Genomic DNA, 20,452 nt, shown 5'->3' on the forward strand with positions numbered 1-20,452 from the left:
ACCTCCTCTCTTTCATTGGGGTCGGCTTCGCTCAAGTGGACTCGGAGTCAACCTTCGTGCCACCGATTGGCTAGCCTGCCCGCTCCGCATAAAAAAACCCCGCCCCTGCGGTTGAGCGCAGGTCGGGGCCACCATAGCCATCGTGGTTCCGCCCTTCATGAGCGTCACAACACGACCCTCATTCTAGCTGAACTTTCAAGGAAATGGAAGCAGGAACTTCAAGAACTTCTGAATATCACCAGACGTCGAACCGGCCTCCGTTGGAAGGAGGGGTGGCGGTGGACCGGTCATCCTCGCTCGCCGGGCAACGGGGGAGGAGCAGGGGCGGGAGTTCCCCCCACGACGGCCTGCCGCACATGGGGAACGACTGCCGGAGTCGGTTGCGATTCGAGAAGGCTCAAGATTTCCTGTTGCCGACGGTCAAGCCGGTAGTGAAACGTCTCCTCCTGATCGAGATCGCCCGCCGGCAGCCCCGTCAACAACTCGATTCCCTCGTCGATGGTGTCGACGGCCCAGACGTGGAAGCGGCCCTCGGAGACTGCTCGGATCACATCGGGCCGGAGAACCAGGTTGGAGACGTTCCCCCTGGGAATGCATACGCCCTGAGTTCCAGTCAAGCCGGTGAGCCGGCAGGCGTCGAAGAATCCCTCGATCTTCTCGTTAATCCCGCCGACAACCTGGACCTCGCCATGCTGGTTCACCGATCCGGTGACGGCGATGTCCTGCCGGAGCGGCACGTCGGCCAGAGCGCTGAGGAGGCAATACAACTCGGCCGACGAGGCGCTGTCTCCCTCAATCCAGCCGTAGGATTGCTCAAAGGTCAGGCTGGCGGACAAGGCCAGCGGGTGCTGCCGGGCGTAGCGGTGAAGCAGATACCCCCCGAGAATCAGCACGCCCTTGTTGTGGATGTCTCCGCTGAGCTCGACCTCGCGTTCGATGCTCACCACCCCTTCCTGTCCGATTCCCGCCGCGGCCGTGATCCGGCTCGGCCAGCCGAAGCGCAGCTCGCCCATTTGCAGCAGCGGCAGCCCATTGATCTGGCCGACGCGTTGGCCTCGCAGCGCGATGCGCAGGGTCCCCTCGCGAATCAGCTCCCGGATCTTGGCGGCGATCCGATCGCCGCGATAGACCCGCTCGTCCAGCGCCCGTCGGACGTGCTCGCCGCTGACGGACGTCTTGCCGTCGGCTCGGGCCCAGTAACCGGCTTCACGGACCAGGTCGGCCACCTCGCCGAACTCGACCGAGAGCTTCTCCCGATGCCCGGCGGCGCGAGCGCCGAAGCAGATTACCTCGGCGACGGCGGCGGCGGTGAAGGGCGGCAGCCCCTCCTTGCGAGCCACCCGAGCGACGAAGCGAGCGTAGGCGTGCTCGCCCTGCTCGTCGCGAGGGGTCTCGTCTCCAAAGTCGGCCCGGATCTTGAACAGGGCGGCGAACTCCTCATCGACCTCACGGAGGAGGTAGTAAAGCTGAACCGGGCCGAGGGCGACAACCTTGGTGTCGATCGGGATTGGCTGCGGTCGGAGGGCCGCCGCAGAGAAAAGGGACAGGGGATCGTAGGCCTCGGTCAGCAGTTGGCCGGAACGGAGCGCCCGCTTGAGCTGCTTCCAGACCAGCGGCTCAGTCAGCGCGTCCTCCAGATCGAGGACCAGATAGCCCCCGCTGGCGCGCAGCAGGCTGCCCGGCTTGATCCGGGTGAAGTCGGTGGTGACACGGCCGAAGAGGTTGACGTCGTGCTCGACGGTGCCAAAGAGATTCTTGTAGCTGGGGGCAAGCTCCACGACGAGGGGTGCCCCCTCGGCATGGGAGTGATCGGCAACGACGTTGACACGGCAAGCAAGCCAGGGGTCCGCTCGCCGGATTTGGGCGTTCAGGTCGCCGGGTGGGGGCTCATCCTCCTGCTTGAGCCGATCCAGGTGGTCGAGCAGATGGTCCCGCAGGCGGTCGAGCCAGGTGGCCAGAGGCGCGGCGGGGAAGTCGGCCTTGACCCGATCGAAAAGCGGGTCGAGGATGCGGCGGGCGAAACCACGGACGATCTCCTCGATCGCCTCGTGCAGCTCGGCCATCAGCTCCTGCTGCCGGGCCATGGTCGCGGCGACGTGTTCGCCCATCTCCTTCTGGCGCCGCTCGACGTCGGCCCGCTCCGACTCGCCAAGCTGCTCGAAGTCTCGGGCCTCCATCGGCCGACCATCCTTGAGCGGGATGATGTTCAGCACACCGTTGGGGAGCCGCTGGACGTTCAGGTTCAGCCGTTTTGCCTGGTCGAGCAGGTCGTCGAACAACGCCTCGCTCCGCTGGCCGAAGGACGCGCCCAGGCGGTCGCGCTCGGCGGAGAAGTCCTTGGCCTTGAGGGCCTCGGGCAGGTCATGACGGAGCCGATCCAGAAGCTGCTCCAGGGCGTCGCGGAGCCGGACCCCGTGACCACCGGGCAGGCGTAGCGCGAGCGGACGATCGGGCTCGTCGAAGTTGTGGACATAGGCCCAATCGTCCGGCGTGGGCTCGAGGCGAGCCCGCACCTCCAACAGCCGTCGAATCAGCTCTTTGGTGTCTGTTCCGCTCAGGCCGGAGGCAAAGACGTTGTATCCCCGGTGTCGGATCGACAGTCCAAGCTCCAGGGCCTTCAACGCGCGATCCTGGCCGACCACGTCGTCGAGGGGGTCGAGCTCAGCGGTCGTCTGGAAGCCGAGCCGATCGGGTGAAAGCTGCGGGGCGAGGTCGGCCGGGGTCAACTCGAACCGATCGCCGGCGGGTGTCGAGGTCATCGGGGATGTCCTGGCGTTCCGGGCGCGGAAACGCCCGCCCTGACGGGACCGTTCAATGTATCAAGATGCGGAGAGTCCGGGCGACCGTCGACTCGCTTCGGGCCGGCTCGACGGGGAAACGCTCGCCCAGCCTCCGCTTGGGCAACCGAAGGCGACAGGTGCCGTTCTGGTACTCGGCGCGGGCCACCTCGGGATCGATCGGCTCAGCCAGTGCCAACCCCCTCCGAAACGGGCCGCAGCGCCGCTCGCGGTGACTCTGGAGGGTGTCGGCTGGGGCCGAATCGGGGCGATCCCCGGCGATGACCACCTCGCAATCGGTGACCCGGATCTCGACCCGATCCGGGGGAACATCCGGGAGGTCAATCACCACGAGGTAGGCGTCTCGGGTCTCATGGAGGTCGACCGGAGGACGCCATCCGGACATGCCGGGGATGGACCATCGCCGGAAGATCAGCTCGTCGAAGAGCTCGTCCATCCGCTGATGGAGGTCGGGAAAAGGGGTCGTCCAGGGACCGGACACGGTGAAGTCCTTCGTTGGATTGATCCGGGCTCAAGCACAACTCAACGGCTTGTGGTCCGTTCGGAAACGGCCTCGGTACGTCGCGCTGCTCGGGTCAGATGCCGCCGTGGCGACCGACCGGAGAGACGGTACTGGCCTGAGGCCCTTCCTCGCCCTGCTCCTCGGCAAAACGGACCTCTGATCCCACCTCCAGGATACCGAACCCACCGTCCAGGACGCTGTGTTCGTGGAAGTAGATCTCCCGGCCTTCGGGGGTCTCGAGGAAGCCGTATCCACCCTCGGGAAAGAGCCGAGCGACCCTGGCATGCGGCATCGCCTCGTGGGCCTTCACCCGACCCCGTTCGATCCGGGAGTGATCCTCGAGCTGGCGGCGAGCGTCGTCGAAGGCGTCGCGGATCGCAAGGTCGAGGTCGGCATATTCGGCATGCTTGGCCGGGTCACGACGCACCACGATCTCACCACCGGGGACTTTCAGGTCAATCCGGACCTGATAGAGGTTGCCCTGTTGGTGATGATGATGCGGCACATCGACGACGATCCGGCCGCTCATGATCCGGTCGTAGAAGTCATCCAGCCGCTCGGCCTCAGTCCGGATCTTGGCTTCGACCTCGGCCGAATGGGGCAGATTGTGGAAGGCGATTTGCAATGGCAGCCTCATGATCGTACCCTCATCTCAAGGATCGACTTGCGGTCACATACTCACTTTCGTGTCTGCTGCCCCACGTACACTTCCGTTCTGGTGCGGTTCGAACTCGTCAACCGACTCTCGACCTGGGCGGCATCTTTGATGGTCGGCTTGCCACCCAGGTCTCATGACAGGACGAGGAGAACCGTGGAGAAAGGTGAGGCAATCGTGCCCAGTCCGGACAGAGAACGCACGACACTCAGGTGCGGGTACAGAACGCGCGGCACCCCTTGGCCACTGCTTAACTCCCATCTCGGATCTCAAGCTGCCGGGCTTTCTGCTCCGGAGGCTTCGGCGCGGGCATGGACACTTCCAGAACGCCATCCCGGAAGGTTGCGGATGCCTGTGAGGTATCGACCCCTTCTGGCAGCGGGATGGCGCGATAGAATGTTCCGCTGTGGCACTCTCTGTAAAAATAGCCTTTCCGTTCTTCCTCCTATTCGTGCTTGCGTTCTCCCTGGATGGTGAGCAGATCGCCGGTCAACTCGACCTTGATGTCATCCCTGGACAGACCGGGGACATCGGCGCGGATAATCAAATTTCCCTCACGTTGCAGCATATCGATCCGAGGTGACCACTCGGCCGGGATGAGGCCCGCCTCGCGTCGCAGCAGTTCGCGTCCCCGGCCCAGGAACCGAGGCACGCGCACGCCGGACTCCTCGAAGAAGCGGTCGAAGGCTCGGTCCATCTCGTCGCCGATCCGTCGCATGAAGGCAGACGGATTCTCGTACCAAGCGCCTGGGGTCGTCGCCGGACGGCCTTCGACCTCTGTTGCTGAGCCCGAGCTTGCAGGGGTAGCGGCCTTCGGACTGGGTGCCGCTTTGACTTCCGCCATGGCTCCCTCCTCCCGCGTTGCGGGGTCTCAGATGCTCATAACGCGAGGGTGCACGAATCGGCCGCCCCGAAAGGGGCAAGCCAATTTCCGGTCGCTTGTTGATCGTGCGACCGAGGCCGAAGCCCATTGGGAGATTTCCAGAAACGGACGAGGCGAGGTGCCCGTGGCCAAAAAAAGAAGAAACCCCGACTCCGCGACAATTCGCAGAGCGGGGCCATCTTCGCCATGTCCGCATCACCCCTCATGAGCGATCGACAGTTACTGGTTTAGCAGAACGACTGTTCAAGGTCAATCCAAGAGATCTGGATTCATCATCGAATCGGTCCGCCTATTCAGGGGCTCATGTTGATGCCGTCGGGGACGGATTGTTCCGGGTGATCCGTGATGTGGCCGGTAGAATGATCCGTTGGCCCGAAGAACGTCCGTCGACGGCAGATCAACCTGGGGAAATGATCATGCGTGCGATGGTCCTTGATGCGGTCGGCCCCCTGGCGGAGAACCCCACGCCCCTCCGAGCGGCCGAGGTTCCCGAACCCGTTCCTGGGCCGGGAGAGGTCCTCGTCCGGGTTACGACCTGCGGCGTCTGTCACACCGAGCTGGACGAGATTGAGGGAAGAACTCCACCGTCCCGGTTACCGATGATTCTCGGCCACGAGGCGGTGGGGCGGATCGAGGCCATCGGGCCGGGCGTGTCCACTGCTCGGGCAGGCGACCGCGTCGGTGTCGCCTGGATCCATTCCGCCTGCGGCACCTGCTCGTACTGCCGGCAAGGCAACGAAAACCTGTGCGACGACTTCCGAGCTACCGGGCGCGACGTCCCCGGCGGCTACGCCGAGCTGATGACCGTTCCCGAGGCGTTTGTCCATCCAATCCCCGACGGCTTCTCCGATGCCGAGGCCGCCCCGCTGCTCTGTGCCGGGGCGATCGGTTACCGCTCGCTCCGACTGACCAGCCTCCACGATGGTCAGCGACTGGGGCTGACCGGCTTCGGCGCCTCGGGCCACCTGGTGCTGAAGTTGACCCGGCACGCGTTCCCGGGCTCGGAGGTCTTTGTCTTTGCCCGCACCGAGCTGGAACGATCGTTCGCTCGAGAGCTCGGGGCTGCCTGGGCTGGCGACACGCTCGACCTCCCTCCGGCACCGCTCGATGCGATCATCGACACCACCCCCGTCTGGACCCTGGTCGTGGCGGCTCTCCACCGACTTGCGCCGGGCGGACGACTGGTCATCAACGCCATCCGCAAGGAAGACGTGGACAAGGAAGCTTTGCTCGGCATCGACTACCCGGCCGACCTCTGGCTTGAGAAGGAAATCAAGAGCGTAGCCAATGTTACGCGACGTGACGTCCGCGAGTTCCTCCGCATGGCCGCCGAGATCCCGATCAGGCCCGAGGTTGAGGAATACCCGCTGGAGGAGGCCAACCGGGCGCTTGTCGAGCTGAAGGCCAAGAAAATCCGAGGGGCCAAGGTCCTGCGGATCACCTGACGACCCAGGGCTCCTGGCGATCCGAGATAGGACTGATCGTCCTTGCGCAGGCGAGTCTGACTCATCAGCAGATCCTTGTTTTGCCTTCGCCTCTCCGATAAGATTGAACGGTGGCACTCGCGAAGGGTGGCATCATGGGCTATGGCGGCCCCGCCGGGTGAATCCATTCGCCCTTGCGGGGCATTTTTTTTCGATGAGGAAACGGGGGGAATGACGCTTTCGGGTCTCGGAAACCGCACCAACCCTTCCACAGGGGCCGCTGGTTCGGACTCGGCCCACGGCGAAGGAGACCCCTCCGCCGCCCCGAGTCGACGGGACCGGACGGCCGGGAACCCCACGAGCACCGCCCCAACTTGCCTGCCCCTCGGGGCGATAGGAATGCCGGGGGCGGGGAGCCGTTCCGATCGTGAGGAGCCGAGCAATGAGGTATTACATTTACCGCCACGGATATAACGACGAGAACCAGCCGAAGCGTGAAGGCGTTACCTATTCAATGCGGGTCGCCGAGCTTGAGGCTGATGACGCCGAGGAGGCGCTCGAACTGGCCCACGAGCGTGTCATCGTCTATCCCAACCAGACGTTGACCGCCGAGCTTGCCGACGAGGTCGATCGTCGCGGGGGAGAGATCGCTCGGAGCGCCGGGATACCCTGATGGAGGGAACGCCCTGAGGTGCGCGACGCTCGGGCACCTGGCATCGGCGGAGACTGTCGCGAGCATGGTGCCGACGTCGCCATTCCGTCCCTGGATTGAAACGACTTCCATCTCTGGGCGGTTGGCCGGGGCGATCGGGTGATCGAGGTTTCCTCGTCTCCTCCTCGGCCCAAGCCGCCTGGGTTTCCTCCCCGCCTGCTCCACCCGCGGATCGGCACAACTCTGACACAGGAGGACTCCGATGACGCGCGACACCGATCGTTATCCGCACATCCGCTGGTTCGAGGAGCTGGGGATCGACGACGTGCCTCTGGTCGGGGGCAAGAACGCCTCGCTCGGCGAAATGTACCGAGCGTTGGTCCCTCAGGGAGTGCGAATCCCGAACGGGTTCGCCGTGACGGCCGAGGCCTACCGGGCCTTCCTCACGCACGGACACCTTGAGGGGCAGATCGCCGAGCAACTGAGCGGACTCGATACGAATGACCTGGAGGACCTCCGTCGCCGCGGCCACGCCATCCGCCACGCGATCCTCGCGAGCGACTTGCCCGGAGACCTGGAGCGTGCGCTGGTCGAGGCGTACGGCCAACTGGCCGACCCGAACGGCCCCCCGCCCGACGTGGCCGTCCGCAGCAGCGCCACCGCCGAGGACCTGCCCGACGCCAGCTTCGCCGGCCAGCAGGAGACGTTCCTGAACGTCCAGGGGCACCGCGCCCTGCTTGAGGCCTGCAAGCGCTGCTTCGCGTCCCTCTACACCGATCGCGCCATCTCCTATCGCGTCGACAAGGGATTCACCCACGAGAACGTCGCCCTTTCGGTGGGCGTGCAGCGCATGGTTCGGTCTGACCTGGCCGCCTCGGGCGTCATGTTCTCGATCGACACCGAGACCGGCTTTCCCGACGTTGTGCTCATCAACGCCTCCTACGGGCTCGGTGAGAACGTCGTGCAGGGCTCGGTCAACCCGGACGAGTACTCCGTCTTCAAGCCCACGCTCAAGCAAGGATTTCGGCCAATCCTTCAGAAGACGCTCGGCTCGAAGGAGTTCAAGCTGGTCTACGATGTCGGCGGCACGCGGATGACCCGAAACGTCCCCGTTCCGCCCGAAGACCGTGCGCGGTTCGCCATCGACGACGACGACATCCTGACCTTGGCCCAGTGGGCCTGCATCATTGAGGACCACTATTCGGACAAGCGCGGTCGCCCGACGCCGATGGACATGGAATGGGCCAAGGACGGACGCACCGGCGAACTCTTCATCGTCCAGGCTCGTCCCGAAACGGTCCAGTCGCAGAAGCGGGCCGATGCGCTGGAGGTCTACCGGCTTGGCGGTCAGAGCCGGGTCCTTGCGACCGGCCGGAGCGTTGGTGAGAAAATCGGCCAGGGGCCGGTTCGTGTCGTCAAGGATGCGCACCAACTGCACCAGTTCCGCGAAGGGGAGGTGCTGGTCACCGACAAGACCGACCCCGACTGGGAGCCGACGATGAAGATGGCCGCGGCCATCGTCACCAACCGGGGCGGTCGCACCTGCCACGCGGCGATCGTCAGTCGAGAACTGGGCCTGCCGGCGATCGTCGGCACGGGCAACGGCACGGAGGTGGTCCATGACGCCCAGGAGATTACCGTCTCCTGCGCCGAGGGGGAAGTCGGCCGCGTCTACGAAGGCGTGTTGCCCTTCCAGGTGCAGCGCATCGACCTGGAGGAGCTGCAGCGGCCCCGAACCCGGGTCATGATGAACGTCGGGAACCCGGAGGAAGCCCTCCGCCTCTCGATGATCCCGAATGATGGGGTCGGCCTGGCTCGCCTGGAGTTTATCATCGCCAACGCCATCAAGATCCACCCCGTCGCCCTGCTGGAATACGAACAACAGGAACCGGCCGTACGGGCCGAAATCGATCGCCTGACCGTCGGATACGGCGACAAGCCACAGTACTTTGTCGACCGGCTGGCACAGGGCGTGGCGATGATCACGGCGGCCTTCGCTCCGAAGGATGTGATCGTACGACTGAGTGACTTTAAGACCAACGAGTATGCCGATCTGATCGGTGGACGAGCCTACGAGCCGAGTGAGGAAAACCCGATGCTCGGCTTCCGAGGGGCCTCTCGCTACTACGACCCGCGCTATCGTGACGGCTTCGCCCTGGAGTGCCGGGCGATGAAAAAGGTCCGGGACGAGATGGGCCTGACCAACCTCAAGCTCATGATTCCCTTCTGCCGGACCGTCGAGGAGGGACGCAAGGTCATCGCCGAGATGGCCCGACACGGTTTGGTCCAGGGTGAGAACGGGCTGGAGGTCTATGTGATGTGCGAGATCCCCAGCAATGTAATCCTGGCCGAGCAGTTTGCCGAGGTTTTCGACGGCTTCTCGATCGGTTCGAATGACCTGACGCAACTGGTGCTGGGTGTCGACCGCGACTCGGAAATCATCGCCCACCTCTTCGACGAGCGCAACCAGGCCGTTACGACGATGATCGCCCGGGTGATCCAGGCCGCCAGAGCCGCGAGGCGCAAGATCGGCATCTGCGGTCAGGCACCAAGCGACTATCCCGAGTTCGCCCGCTTCCTCGTCGAGCAGGGGATCGACAGTATCTCGCTCAACCCCGACGCGGTCCTGAAAACAACCGTCACCATCCTGGAGGCCGAAGCGGAACTGGCCGATCGTGCACAGGTTGATCGACTGCCGGCGGCCAGCGCCCCCTGATCGGTCACCTTGGTCACGGGCCGCCACCCAATCGAAGAGCGCTGGGGAAGATTTCGACTGATCGAGCCCCGTTTTGAGGCCGCGACCATCACGCCCCCGCCGACTCGCCGACTGAACCCAATCCCTCCGGACCTGAGGGGAGGCAAGTGCGATGGACGAGATTCTTCTGGAGCAAACGCACGATCCCCCCATGGGCCAACGCCCGGTCGAGTTTGTCGAGCGCAAAGGGCTGGGTCACCCCGACTCGATCTGCGACCACGTCATGGAGGCCGTTTCCGTCGCGCTGTGCCGTCTGTACCGCCAGGAGGCGGGCCGCGTCTTGCACCACAACGTCGATAAGGGGTTGTTGATCGCTGGCCAGACGGCACCCCGGCCCGGCGGTGGAGTGGTCGAGGCGCCGATGCGGATTGTCCTCGGCGACCGAGCGGTGAAGGTCTGGGCGGGCCGGTCGCTGCCGGTCGACGAGCTGGCGGTCGCAACGGCCCGAACCTGGCTCCGCGAGCACCTGCGCTTCGTCGACCCCGACCGCCATGTCACCTTCCAGCCCGAGATCCGGCCCGGGTCGGCCGAGTTGCAAGGCCTGTTCGAGGGGGCAGTGCCCACAGCCAACGACACTTCAGTCGGCGTCGGCTTCGCCCCACTGTCGGAGGTCGAGCGGCTGGTGCTGGAGGCCGAGCGGTGGCTGAACGACCCGGCCACCAAGCAGACCTGGCCGGAGGCCGGCGAGGATGTCAAGGTCATGGGCGTTCGGCGTGGTCGGACGCTGGAGCTGACAGTCGCTGTCGCATTCGTCGATCGGTTTGTCACCGACGAGGCCACCTACTTCGGGCGTAAGGCAGACCTTGAGACTGAATTGCAGGGCCACCTGGCCGCTCGGCTCGAAAGGCTCGATGGTGTCGCGGTTCGGATCAATGCGCTCGACGAGCCGGGCCGGGGGGTGGGAGGAATGTACCTGACGGTGCTGGGGACGTCGGCCGAGTGCGGCGACGGCGGCGAAGTCGGTCGGGGCAATCGGGTCAACGGGCTCATCAGTCTGGGCCGACCGATGACTCTGGAGGCCGCTGCCGGAAAAAACCCCACCCGACACGTGGGCAAGATCTATCACCTCCTGGCTCATCGGATCGCAGGGCGAGTGTTCGACTCGATTAAACCGGTCGAGGAGGCGACGGTCTGGCTCTGCAGCCGGATTGGCCAGCCTCTGGACCAGCCCTGGTGCTCCTCGATCCGTGTCTCCCTGGCGACGGGTGTCTCCGCCGAGGACGTCGCCGATCCGATCCGCGACCTGGTCCGAGAGGAGCTTGCAGGGATCGGCCCATTCGTCGATCGCCTGGTACAGGGCGAGCTGCCCGTCGCTTGAGCCTGGGGAACGACAAGGCCCCGGCAAGCGATCCCGATCATCGCCTGATCCGCCAGCAACAGGCGGTGATCGAACGGATGCAGGGGCGCCGCGATCGCCTGATCCGACGCACCTTCGCCCCCTCCAACGAGAAGGAAATCCCCAACCAGCGTTTGCTCTTCGACGGCGAGCCAAGCACGCCCCCGTCCCCACCGGCTTTAGCCGCACCCCGAGCTCGAACCGGGCACGAGCGTCATCACGCTCCAGTGAACCCGCCTCGCGTTGAAGTCTTGCGCGACCAGCCCGACGTGGAGAAACCCTGCCCGGAGTGTGGCGTCAAACGGTCATGCGTCGACGATGTGACGAGCGAACAGCTCGGGTCAGCCTCCGCGTCCTGGTCCACACCCGGCCGAAAGACACCTGCCGAAAGCGGAGACTTCAGCGCGTCTCTTTCTGCCCAGAGCCTTCTCAAGCCGGTGTCGTTCGTGAAGAATGGGGGAGGGTTTGGGCGCATCCCGTCGCGTTCCTTCTCTCGATTGAACTCTCCCTGCCCGAGGGCCTACGCATGAGCCATCCACACGGACCCCGCATGGGGCCTGGACTCGCTCTGATTGTTTTTCTCTTCAACACGCCCTCATTCGTAATTGCTGATGAACCAACCGCGATCGAGTTCAATCGTGACATCCGACCGATCCTGTCGGAGAACTGCTTTGCCTGTCACGGTCCCGACACTCGGAACCGGAAGGCTGGACTTCGTCTGGACGAAGAGGAAGGGGCTAAGGCCAGGCTTCCAAGCGAAGGGTACGCAGTCGTTCCTGGCAACCTCGACGAGAGCGAGTTGCTCTACCGTGTCATCTCGGATGCCCCAGACGAACGCATGCCACCGCCTGCGACGGGAAAATCGCTGACCACCGAGCAAGTGGCTCTGCTGGAGCGCTGGATCTCCGAAGGGGCGGAGTGGGAACCGCACTGGTCCCTCGCGCCGATCAGGAGACAGGAGCCTCCGGAGGTAGACGAACCCGGGTTCGTGCGCAACCCGATCGATCGCTTCATCCTTGAAGCCCATCGAGCCAACGGCCTGGCGCCCTCGGCAGAAGCCGATCGAGTCACGTTGATCCGTCGGCTCAGCTTTGATCTCCTGGGGCTGCCGCCATCGACCGAGGAGGTGGACCGTTTTGTGAACGACTCGGGACCGAGGGCGTATGAGCGACTGGTCGACCGCATGCTGGCGTCTCCGCACTATGGCGAGCGGATGGCCATGTTCTGGCTCGATCTGGTCCGTTATGCGGACAGCGTCGGGTATCACGGCGACCAACCGGTGTCGGTGTCTCCGTTTCGAGATTATGTAATCAAGTCTTTTAATGAAAATAAGCGATTTGATCAATTTACGATCGAGCAACTTGCCGGTGACCTTTTGCCAGATGCAACACTCGAGCAGAAGATTGCGTCGGGATATCATCGACTCGGCATGATGAGCGCAGAAGGTGGAGTCCAGCCGAAGGAATACCTGGCAAAATACGCAGCCGAACGGGTCCGCAACGTGTCCGGCGCGTGGTTGGGCGTGACCATCGGTTGTGCGGAATGTCACGACCACAAGTTTGACCCATGGACGACGCGAGACTTCTACCGCATGGAAGCATTCTTTGCCGACATCCAGGAACGGGGACTGTACAGCGGGAGTGACTTTGGCCCCTCCATGCCCGTGCCGACGGGCGAACAGGCAAAGAAACTCGCGGATCTCGATGCGAAGATCGCGGAGATCAATGCAATCCTCGACACCCCGACCCCCGAGCTTCAAGCAGCTCAGGCCGATTGGGAGGCGGCGGTCGCGCCCACCTTGGCATGGATGACATTGACACCCATTGAGGCGCGATCGACGAACGGATCAGAGCTTCAGGTGCTTGAGGATGGGTCGATCCTGGCGACGGGAGCCTCTTCGCCTCAGGACATCTATACCGTTCGGTTAAGGGCTCCGGATTCCTTGAGTGGTGTCGTGGCGTTGCGGGTCGAAGCCCTGCCAGACGACTCCTTGCCGGCAAAGGGGCCAGGACGTGCCGAGAACGGAAACTTCGTCCTGACCGAATTGAGTGTAGACCTGCAACGATCCCTGGATTCGATTCCTCAACCGCTGGTGTTCGAACGTGCAACGGCTACGTTTGAGCAAACGCAAGGAGCCGAGAACAACCCGTACAAGGCCTGGGCTGCGTCTGCTGCAATCGACCAGGATACCCAGGGGGCCAGCCTCGGCTGGGCAATCCTGGGAGAGGCTGGGTTGCCGAACCATGCGATCTTTGAAACGGCAATCGACCTGACCATCGATGAAGATGCGGTGCTGACCGTCACCCTGGCTCAGAACCACGAAAATCCTCACCACACGCTGGGACGGTTCCGGCTCTCGGTTGCCGCTGCGCCTCGGCCGGTGAAGGCGCCGGGGATCGGGCAGCCAAGGCCGGTGAGGGATGCACTGATCGTGGAACCCAACCGGCGAGATGAGGATCAGAAGGCGATTCTTGCCGCACACTATCGGTCAATCGCCCCGATGCTGGAACCGCATCGAGCGAAGTTGGCGACACTACAAGAGGAACGTGACACCTTGAATGGCCAGGTGACGACGATGCTGGCAACGGTGTCGGTCCCACCTCGGACGATCCGAGTGCTGCCTCGCGGGAACTGGATGGACGACTCTGGCGAGGTGGTCTTGCCGGGCACGCCCGAGGTCTTGCCAGGTCCGGAAACTGCAGGCGACACGGAGCGGCTGAATCGCCTTGATCTGGCGCAATGGATCGTCTCGCCCGAGAACCCGCTCACCGCGCGGGCTTTGGCCAACCGGCTCTGGAAACTCTCTTTCGGCGAGGGGCTTTCTCGCACGATGGACGACCTGGGAAGCCAGGGAGAATGGCCGAGCCATCCGGAACTCCTCGACTGGCTTGCCGCTCGCCTGATCGATTCGGGTTGGGACGTGAAGGATCTCGTCCGGACCATTGTGACTTCCGGAACGTATCGGCAATCGTCCTATGCTTCGAATGACCTCCAAGACAAGGATGCGTACAACCGTTTCCTGGCGAGACAGTCTCGGTTTCGGCTTGATGCGGAACTTGTGCGAGACACGGCGCTTTCCATCGCCGGCCTTCTGACCAAGGAAATCGGAGGGCCGAGCGTGAAGCCGTACCAGCCGCCGGGTTACTGGTCCTTCCTGAACTTTCCGACTCGGGAGTGGCAGAACGACACGGGCTTGCAACTCTATCGACGCGGACTCTACACCCACTGGCAGCGGCAATATCTCTACCCGAGCCTGCTCGCCTTCGACGCCCCGAGCCGCGAGGAATGCACGGCCGAGCGCGTCCGTTCCAATACACCGCTCCAGGCCCTCGTGCTCCTGAACGATCCGGCCTATGTCGAGGCCGCTCGGGCCTTTGCGGAACTGATTCTTCGTGATGGGGGATCGACCTCGGGGGATCGGTTGGACTGGGCATTTCAGCGGGCACTCTCGCGGTCGCCAAGGCCGGCGGAGCGCGAGGTCCTCCGTTCCTTGCTTGAGAAGCACCTTGCGGAATACCAGGCCGATCACGAGTCAGCAACAGCCCTGCTCTCGATCGGCTCGCGGCCCATCCCGGACGAGTTCGATCCGGCGGAACTGGCAGCGTGGACGAATGTGGCCCGTACCCTCTTGAACCTGCACGCCACCATCACCAGGAACTGAGTCATGGACCACTCACTCTTCCGTCGACGAAATCTTCTCCAGACCCGTCGGGGATTCCTGGGCCGTGCAGCCTGCGGGGTCGGGAGTCTGGCACTGGCCGGATTGCTCCAAGGTCGCGCGGGGGCCATCGATCGAAGAACGGGAATTCTCGCGCAACCTCATTACCCGATCAAGGCAAAGCGAGTCATCTGGCTCTACATGGCCGGCGGCATGAGCCACCTGGAAACGTGGGACCCCAAGCCGAAGCTCGCCGAACTCCACGGCCAGCCGATGCCGGAATCGATCACTGCGGGCCAGCAAATCGCGCAACTCCAGGGGCAAACGCTCAACTGCTTCGCGCCACAGCACCCGTTTCAGCGATACGGCGAATCCGGCCAGGAAATCAGTACGATCTTCCCACGGATCGGAGAAACGATCGCGGACGACATTTGCATTCTTCGATCAATGCACACCGACGCGATCAATCACGACCCGGCCCACACCTTGATGAACACCGGATCGATGATCTCGGGACGGCCGAGCATGGGTTCGTGGCTGCTCTACGGCCTGGGAAATGAGATCGACAACCTTCCGGGCTATGTGGTGATGGTCTCGACCGGCAAGTACGGCCAGTCGCAGCCGATCGCCGCGAGGCAGTGGCACTCTGGCTTCCTCCCGAGCGAGTTCCAGGGGGTCCAGTTTCGAGGCCAGGGCGACCCGGTGATGTACGTGAAGAGCCCGCAAGGCGTCACCCCAGATCGCCAGCGCGACGTGGTCGAAGCCGTCGAGGCCCTCAACGCGATCGAAGCTGAGGCGGTGGACGACCCTGAAATCGCCGCGCGGATCAGCCAGTATGAACTGGCATTCCAGATGCAAACAAGCGTCCCCGACCTTGTCAATTTTTCGGACGAGCCGGCCCATATTCGAGAACTCTATGGCACCGAGGGAGGTGACGGCACCTTCGCATCGAACTGCCTCCTGGCCCGACGCCTGGCCGAACGCGGCGTGAAGTTCATCCAGCTCTATCACCGCGACTGGGACCATCATGGCGCGATCAAAGACCACGTCGCCGGAACGGCTGCCGAGGTCGATCGAGGCGTGGCCGCACTCGTGAGCGACCTGAAGCAACGCGGAATGCTCGACGACACCTTGATTGTTTTCGGAAGCGAGTTCGGACGAACCCCAATGGCCCAGGGGAATGGCCGTGATCATCACCTGGCCGGATTCAGCATGTGGTTAGCCGGCGGCGGCATCAAGCCCGGCATCCACTTCGGCGCGACGGACGAGCTAGGCTATCACGCCGTCGAAAATCGCGTTCACATCAACGATCTCCACGCAACGATGCTTTATCTTCTCGGCATCGATCACACGAAACTCACCTACCGATTTCAGGGCCGCGACTTCCGCCTGACCGACGTGGGGGGAAGCGTGGTTCAAGACATCCTGGCATGAGCCAACCTCTTTTAAAAGAATTTTGAGTCTTTTGAAAGCTAAGGACGCCGGACTCCAGAGTCCAGAGCGATCACTCACTCTGCGAATCGATCCCGGGCCTGATCATGATTTCCCCTCAGAGCCCCGGGATCGGCGGCCAACTCGCCATCGTTTGAGCAAACTCTCGGGGAAGGTCCGGGACCAGTCGAAGCTGTCCAACGTCAAACAGCGTGTGCAAGACGGTCGACGAAAGATGTTGTCCAGTAATGGCCTCGGTCTGAGGCTCGGCGCCGTCTCGGCTCGACTGGCCGATGACCTGACCTCCGGGAAGTCCGCCGCCGACCAGCAAGAGCGGGCCGAGCGATCCCCAGTGGTCGCGGCCTCCCTTGGCATTGATCCGGGGGGTCCGACCCATCTCTCCGCAGGCAACGAGGAGAATTTTCTCGTCGAGTCCTCGGGCGTACAGGTCGTCGACGAACGCGGAGAGTGCGTGATCGAGCGGTGGGCCCATGTAGCTCATCCCCTCGACCATCGTCGCGTTGTTGACGTCGGCGTGCATGTCCCAGACGAAATTGGTCGTCACCGTAACGAAACCGGCTCCGCGCTCACAGAGGCGACGGGCCAGCAAGAGGAGCTTGCCCAGCGATTTCGCGTTGTCGAGGTAATTCTTGTGGTTGTTCCAGACAGTGCGGATCGACTCGGCACGAACCAAGGGGGCTGTATCGTATCGCTCGACGACACGGGGGTCTTCGCCATCCAGATGGAACGCTTCGGCCAGACCACCATCGATCAGCCGATAGGCCTGCTCACGCATCCGATCCACCCCTTCGATCGCTGGCGCCTGCTCAAGCCCCCTGACAAGCCCATCGAGCTTGTCGAGTAACCGGCGTCGATCGTTCAGTCGCTCGCGAGGGATCGCCATTGAAAACTCACCGGTCCCAGGCGCTGCCTCGGCCGGGTCGAACGGGGCATCGGCCGACGACAGCGGCCCGGTGGCGTCGAATCGTCCGAAGGAAGACGTGCCGGGGCGCGTGGAATCGTCGACCGCTCGGGGGAAGAGCACGACGTTGGTCGGAAGGCCCGACTCCGGGTGGTTCGCGCCAGCGACCCGGGCGTAGACACATCCGAGGTTGGTCTCGAATGTGTCACGACCCACAAGAGGCTTAAGGTTATGATTGGCATCGCCGGGGACGAATGACCGGATGATGTTCAGCCGATGGGCTCGTTCGGCAAGCTTCGGGAATGAGCTGCCGAAGGTCACACCTGGGAGGCTGGTGCTGAGTTCTCCCGTCGCACTTCGGATACCCTCGGGGCGGTCCATCTTGGGATCGAAAGTCTCGAACTGGCTCGGCCCGCCGTGCAGAAACAGGAAGATGACGGACTTTCCTGTGAGCAGGCCGGGCAGCGTCTCGACTGCGGCATGTGCTTGAAGGGTTGCAAGCTGGCCCAAGGTCAATCCCGCCGCCCCAATGGCAACCGAACCTCCCACTCGCAAGAATTCGCGTCGGCTTCCTGCCGGGTCGCGATCGAAGAAGGTGAGCATGGCAAACCCTCCGGCCAGGCCCGGAGGTCTCCGGGCAGCGTTATGATGGGGTTCGGGCAACGAGAGACTCGATTCACGATTGAAACGGCTTGCATGGGCCTGGTCAATCACCCAGCCCGAGCCGTCTGGAGTTCCACTCTCCGGGAACGATCCCCAATCTGTTGCGGAAAAGACCGATCGCCGAGATAGTGGAGACTCATCCAGGATCGAGGATCCTCGACACCTCCACCAGTCGTTCGCAGAGAATGCTCAAAAGAATCGTTCAAAAGAAATGTTCACCCCCGAATATTGAACACGAAGCCCTGGCTGAACACTGGAGACGAAAAGGGGGGATGAGCCCAAGTCCCATCTCGTGCAGGTCACTGAACGATTTTCCCCCAAGATGTTGACATCCTCCGACGTCGCCCCCCTTAACGTGACAAGAATCGAACCTCGAACATCTGAAGGATGAGTTTCCCATGCTCAACCGCCGAGATTTGCTCCGACTCTTGCCTGCCTCTGCCTTTCTCCAGGCCAACAGTCGGGGGGCGACCGCTTCGGAGTTCACCAGATTCGACTCACATATTCATATTCATCAAGAAGCACCAGCGTTGCTCAGTGCCCTGGAAACGACAGGCTGGCAGGGGCTCGACATTGTCGTCTGCCCGGCAGTTGGTAACGAACCGTTCGACCTCGACGCGAAGCTGGCCGCGACGCGGGACGTCGTGCTGCAAGGTCAGGGGACGCTCGCCTGGGCCTCGACCTTCGACGCTCGCGACTTCGAGAACCCGGAGTTCGTCGAGCGGACCATCGCCCACCTCCAGCGTACGTTCGACGAAGGCGCGATTGCGGTCAAGATCTGGAAGACCATCGGCATGGCGATCCAGTCGAAATCCGGGGCCTACCTCTTGCCCGACGATCCCAGGCTGTTGCCGATCTACGAGGCCATCCAAAACGCCGATCGGACACTCCTCGCCCACCTCGCCGAGCCTGATGGAGCCTGGCTCCCCCTGGATGAAAACAACCCCGAATACCCTTACTATTCCAGGAATCCGCAATGGCACATGCTCGGGAAGGCCGGAGCCCCCTCGAAGGAGGAGATCCTGGCCGCAAGGGACCGCGTCCTGGCTCAATTTCCGGATCTCCGCGTCATCGGTTGCCATCTCGGCAGTCATGAGGAGAACCTCGACGCCCTCTCGAAACGGCTCGACGCATTTCCCCAGTTCGCGGTCGACACGGCGGCACGCGTGCGGTACTTCGCCCGCGGAAATCATGAACAGGTGAAAGCATTCCTGGAACGCTACCAGGATCGGGTCCTTTATGGCACCGATTTTTCGTTCCGGGGAGGAGACGAGAACGCCGCCGTCCGCTCCATGAACGCCCGTCACGAACTCGACTGGACATTCTTCGCGAGCGAGGGGCCGATGGATTATGAAGGACAGCCAACCCTGGGTCTTGGACTCCCCGAGCCAATCCTTCGAAAGATTTTTCGAGAGAACGCGCTGCGATGGTTACCCACGCTGAATTCCTGATCGATCGCAAGATTTGATGATCAGCGAATTCGGAGAGGACACTCATCCATTACGTTTCCCGAACACATTGAAACGCTGATAAGACGAAGGCCCAGAGCTCACTCCACCACCATGCGGCAGGAAGGAATGATCGATGGCGATGAACCGACGCACCTTCCTTGCCAGGATCGCGCTGATCCCGGCCTCGTTGGCAATGGGAGCGAGCGATCGAGACGCCCGAGCACCGATTGGGATCGGAGCAGCCTCGTATGCGATCCAAACGCGCCGGAAGGGAAAAGAGTTCCTCGACCCGTTCCGATTTCTGGCCTTTTGCCGAGACCGAGGCGCGGCGGGTATCCAGGCTCCGCTGGGAGTCCTTGATCGTTCCGAGGCCCATCAGGTCCGTCGTCAGGCCGAGCAATGGGAGATGTACGTTGAAGGGTCGGTTCGCCTGCCGACAGACAAGGACGATCTCGACCGCTTCAGAGCCGAGCTGCGCTGCGTTCGAGATTGCGGCGGCACGATCGCTCGGACCGTCTGCCATACCGGGAGACGGTACGAGGCCTTCGCCTCGGGCGAGGCCTACCGAACGTTTCTCGACACCTCGCGTCGATCGCTTCAGCGTGCCGAGCCGATCGCGAGAACCGAAGGGATTCGCCTGGCCGTCGAGAACCACAAGGACCGCGATGCCAGGGAGCTGGCTGACCTGTTGACCGAGATCAGCAGTGAAGCGATCGGCGCCACCGTGGACATCGGCAACGATCTCGCCCTGCTCATGAACCCCGAGGAGACGGTCCGTCTGCTCGCACCCTTTGCCGTCTCGACCCATCTGAAGGATGCCCGGCTCGCGGAGGCTTCCGATGGCTTCCTGCTCGACGATGCCCCCCTTGGCCTCGGGATGATCGACGTCCCGGCCCTGGTCCGGGTCTTGCTTCGTGAGAATCCCCGGCTCAATCTGACACTGGAAATGATCACCCGCGATCCCCTCCTTGTCCCTTGCCTTCAGGAGTCCTACTGGCACTCCTCTCAGGCTTCAGGACGCCGACTGGCCAAGACGCTCCGTCTGGTTCGTCAGAATTGCACCGAGAACCTTTCCCAGGTGAGCAGTCTCTCGCCAGAACGCCAGATCGCGCTCGAAGACGAGAATGTTCGTGTGTGCCTTGACTTTGCGCGAGCGCATCTCACGGTGCCTTGAGTCTTCCTCAACGCCATGGTTTCGGCCCCTGCAACGTCCGCCCAGAACATCCTTCAAGGCGGCGGATGCTCCGAGAGATGGATCGAATTCGCATCTAATTTCCTTGGATTCGAACCGCCACGCGGCTATCGTCAAAATCATTGCCGAC

General features: G+C 63.1%; 12 protein-coding genes and 1 pseudogene. 8 read left to right on the forward strand and 5 right to left on the reverse strand.

All coding sequences use genetic code 11. The features are described from left to right. Positions 1–287 precede the first annotated feature (287 nt). The 4 genes and pseudogenes from GA615_RS23605 to GA615_RS28600 all read right to left on the reverse strand — a co-directional run bounded on the left by GA615_RS23605 (position 288) and on the right by GA615_RS28600 (position 4,799). The gene (locus GA615_RS23605) at positions 288–2,759 is read right to left on the reverse strand and encodes a Lon protease family protein (RefSeq protein WP_152053794.1); all 2,472 of its coding nucleotides are present in this window, start codon (positions 2,757–2,759) and stop codon (positions 288–290) included. Positions 2,760–2,811: 52 nt separating this feature from the next. Further along, positions 2,812–3,279, reverse strand: a complete 468-nt coding sequence (locus GA615_RS23610) for an Hsp20/alpha crystallin family protein (RefSeq protein ID WP_152053795.1) — start codon at positions 3,277–3,279, stop codon at positions 2,812–2,814. Between the two features lie 94 nt (positions 3,280–3,373). Next, positions 3,374–3,937 (reverse strand): HPF/RaiA family ribosome-associated protein, encoded by a 564-nt coding sequence (locus GA615_RS23615; RefSeq protein WP_152053796.1) that lies wholly within the window; start codon positions 3,935–3,937, stop codon positions 3,374–3,376. 268 nt (positions 3,938–4,205) lie between these two features. Further along, a pseudogene (locus GA615_RS28600) lies at positions 4,206–4,799 on the reverse strand (Hsp20/alpha crystallin family protein). 455 nt (positions 4,800–5,254) lie between these two features. Here GA615_RS28600 and GA615_RS23630 point away from each other — a divergent pair. The 6 genes from GA615_RS23630 to GA615_RS23655 all read left to right on the forward strand — a co-directional run bounded on the left by GA615_RS23630 (position 5,255) and on the right by GA615_RS23655 (position 16,097). Further along, a complete protein-coding gene (locus GA615_RS23630) occupies positions 5,255–6,283 on the forward strand; it encodes a zinc-dependent alcohol dehydrogenase family protein (RefSeq protein WP_152053798.1) in 1,029 nt (342 codons plus the stop codon). Positions 6,284–6,704: 421 nt separating this feature from the next. Beyond that, complete coding sequence (locus tag GA615_RS23635) at positions 6,705–6,935, forward strand: hypothetical protein (protein ID WP_152053799.1); 231 nt, start codon at positions 6,705–6,707, stop codon at positions 6,933–6,935. Positions 6,936–7,176: 241 nt separating this feature from the next. Beyond that, complete coding sequence (gene ppsA, locus GA615_RS23640) at positions 7,177–9,630, forward strand: phosphoenolpyruvate synthase (protein ID WP_152053800.1); 2,454 nt, start codon at positions 7,177–7,179, stop codon at positions 9,628–9,630. 151 nt (positions 9,631–9,781) lie between these two features. Then, positions 9,782–10,987 carry a methionine adenosyltransferase gene (locus tag GA615_RS23645; protein WP_152053801.1) on the forward strand — a complete coding sequence of 402 codons (1,206 nt, stop codon included), beginning with the start codon at positions 9,782–9,784 and terminating at the stop codon, positions 10,985–10,987. A gap of 544 nt (positions 10,988–11,531) precedes the next feature. Next, positions 11,532–14,666: a PSD1 and planctomycete cytochrome C domain-containing protein gene (locus GA615_RS23650; protein ID WP_152053802.1), complete on the forward strand. Its 3,135-nt coding sequence runs from the start codon at positions 11,532–11,534 to the stop codon at positions 14,664–14,666. Positions 14,667–14,669: 3 nt separating this feature from the next. Continuing rightward, positions 14,670–16,097, forward strand: coding sequence for a DUF1501 domain-containing protein (locus GA615_RS23655; RefSeq protein WP_152053803.1), 1,428 nt, complete (start codon positions 14,670–14,672; stop codon positions 16,095–16,097). Between the two features lie 115 nt (positions 16,098–16,212). On the opposite strand, the gene GA615_RS23660 is transcribed toward GA615_RS23655, so the two are convergent. Next, complete coding sequence (locus tag GA615_RS23660) at positions 16,213–17,619, reverse strand: DUF1501 domain-containing protein (protein ID WP_152053804.1); 1,407 nt, start codon at positions 17,617–17,619, stop codon at positions 16,213–16,215. 458 nt (positions 17,620–18,077) lie between these two features. On the opposite strand from GA615_RS23660, the gene GA615_RS23665 reads away from it, so the two are divergent. Together GA615_RS23665 and GA615_RS23670 are read left to right on the forward strand one after the other, a co-directional pair. Beyond that, positions 18,078–19,130, forward strand: a complete 1,053-nt coding sequence (locus tag GA615_RS23665) for an amidohydrolase family protein (RefSeq protein WP_152053805.1) — start codon at positions 18,078–18,080, stop codon at positions 19,128–19,130. A gap of 133 nt (positions 19,131–19,263) precedes the next feature. Next, positions 19,264–20,304, forward strand: a complete 1,041-nt coding sequence (locus GA615_RS23670) for a sugar phosphate isomerase/epimerase family protein (protein ID WP_152053806.1) — start codon at positions 19,264–19,266, stop codon at positions 20,302–20,304. Positions 20,305–20,452 lie beyond the last annotated feature (148 nt).

This window comes from Tautonia marina, from assembly GCF_009177065.1.
Lineage (GTDB): Bacteria > Planctomycetota > Planctomycetia > Isosphaerales > Isosphaeraceae > Tautonia > Tautonia marina.

What these genes read in the sequence shown, in the direction of transcription:
- GA615_RS23605 (WP_152053794.1), bottom strand. Translation starts at nt 2,759, where the DNA reads ATGACCTCGACACCCGCCGGCGATCGGTTCGAGTTGACCCCGGCCGAC.
- GA615_RS23615 (WP_152053796.1), bottom strand. Translation starts at nt 3,937, where the DNA reads ATGAGGCTGCCATTGCAAATCGCCTTCCACAATCTGCCCCATTCGGCC.
- GA615_RS23630 (WP_152053798.1), top strand. Translation starts at nt 5,255, where the DNA reads ATGCGTGCGATGGTCCTTGATGCGGTCGGCCCCCTGGCGGAGAACCCC.
- GA615_RS23635 (WP_152053799.1), top strand. Translation starts at nt 6,705, where the DNA reads ATGAGGTATTACATTTACCGCCACGGATATAACGACGAGAACCAGCCG.
- ppsA (WP_152053800.1), top strand. Translation starts at nt 7,177, where the DNA reads ATGACGCGCGACACCGATCGTTATCCGCACATCCGCTGGTTCGAGGAG.
- GA615_RS23645 (WP_152053801.1), top strand. Translation starts at nt 9,782, where the DNA reads ATGGACGAGATTCTTCTGGAGCAAACGCACGATCCCCCCATGGGCCAA.
- GA615_RS23650 (WP_152053802.1), top strand. Translation starts at nt 11,532, where the DNA reads ATGAGCCATCCACACGGACCCCGCATGGGGCCTGGACTCGCTCTGATT.
- GA615_RS23655 (WP_152053803.1), top strand. Translation starts at nt 14,670, where the DNA reads ATGGACCACTCACTCTTCCGTCGACGAAATCTTCTCCAGACCCGTCGG.
- GA615_RS23660 (WP_152053804.1), bottom strand. Translation starts at nt 17,619, where the DNA reads ATGCTCACCTTCTTCGATCGCGACCCGGCAGGAAGCCGACGCGAATTC.
- GA615_RS23665 (WP_152053805.1), top strand. Translation starts at nt 18,078, where the DNA reads ATGCTCAACCGCCGAGATTTGCTCCGACTCTTGCCTGCCTCTGCCTTT.
- GA615_RS23670 (WP_152053806.1), top strand. Translation starts at nt 19,264, where the DNA reads ATGGCGATGAACCGACGCACCTTCCTTGCCAGGATCGCGCTGATCCCG.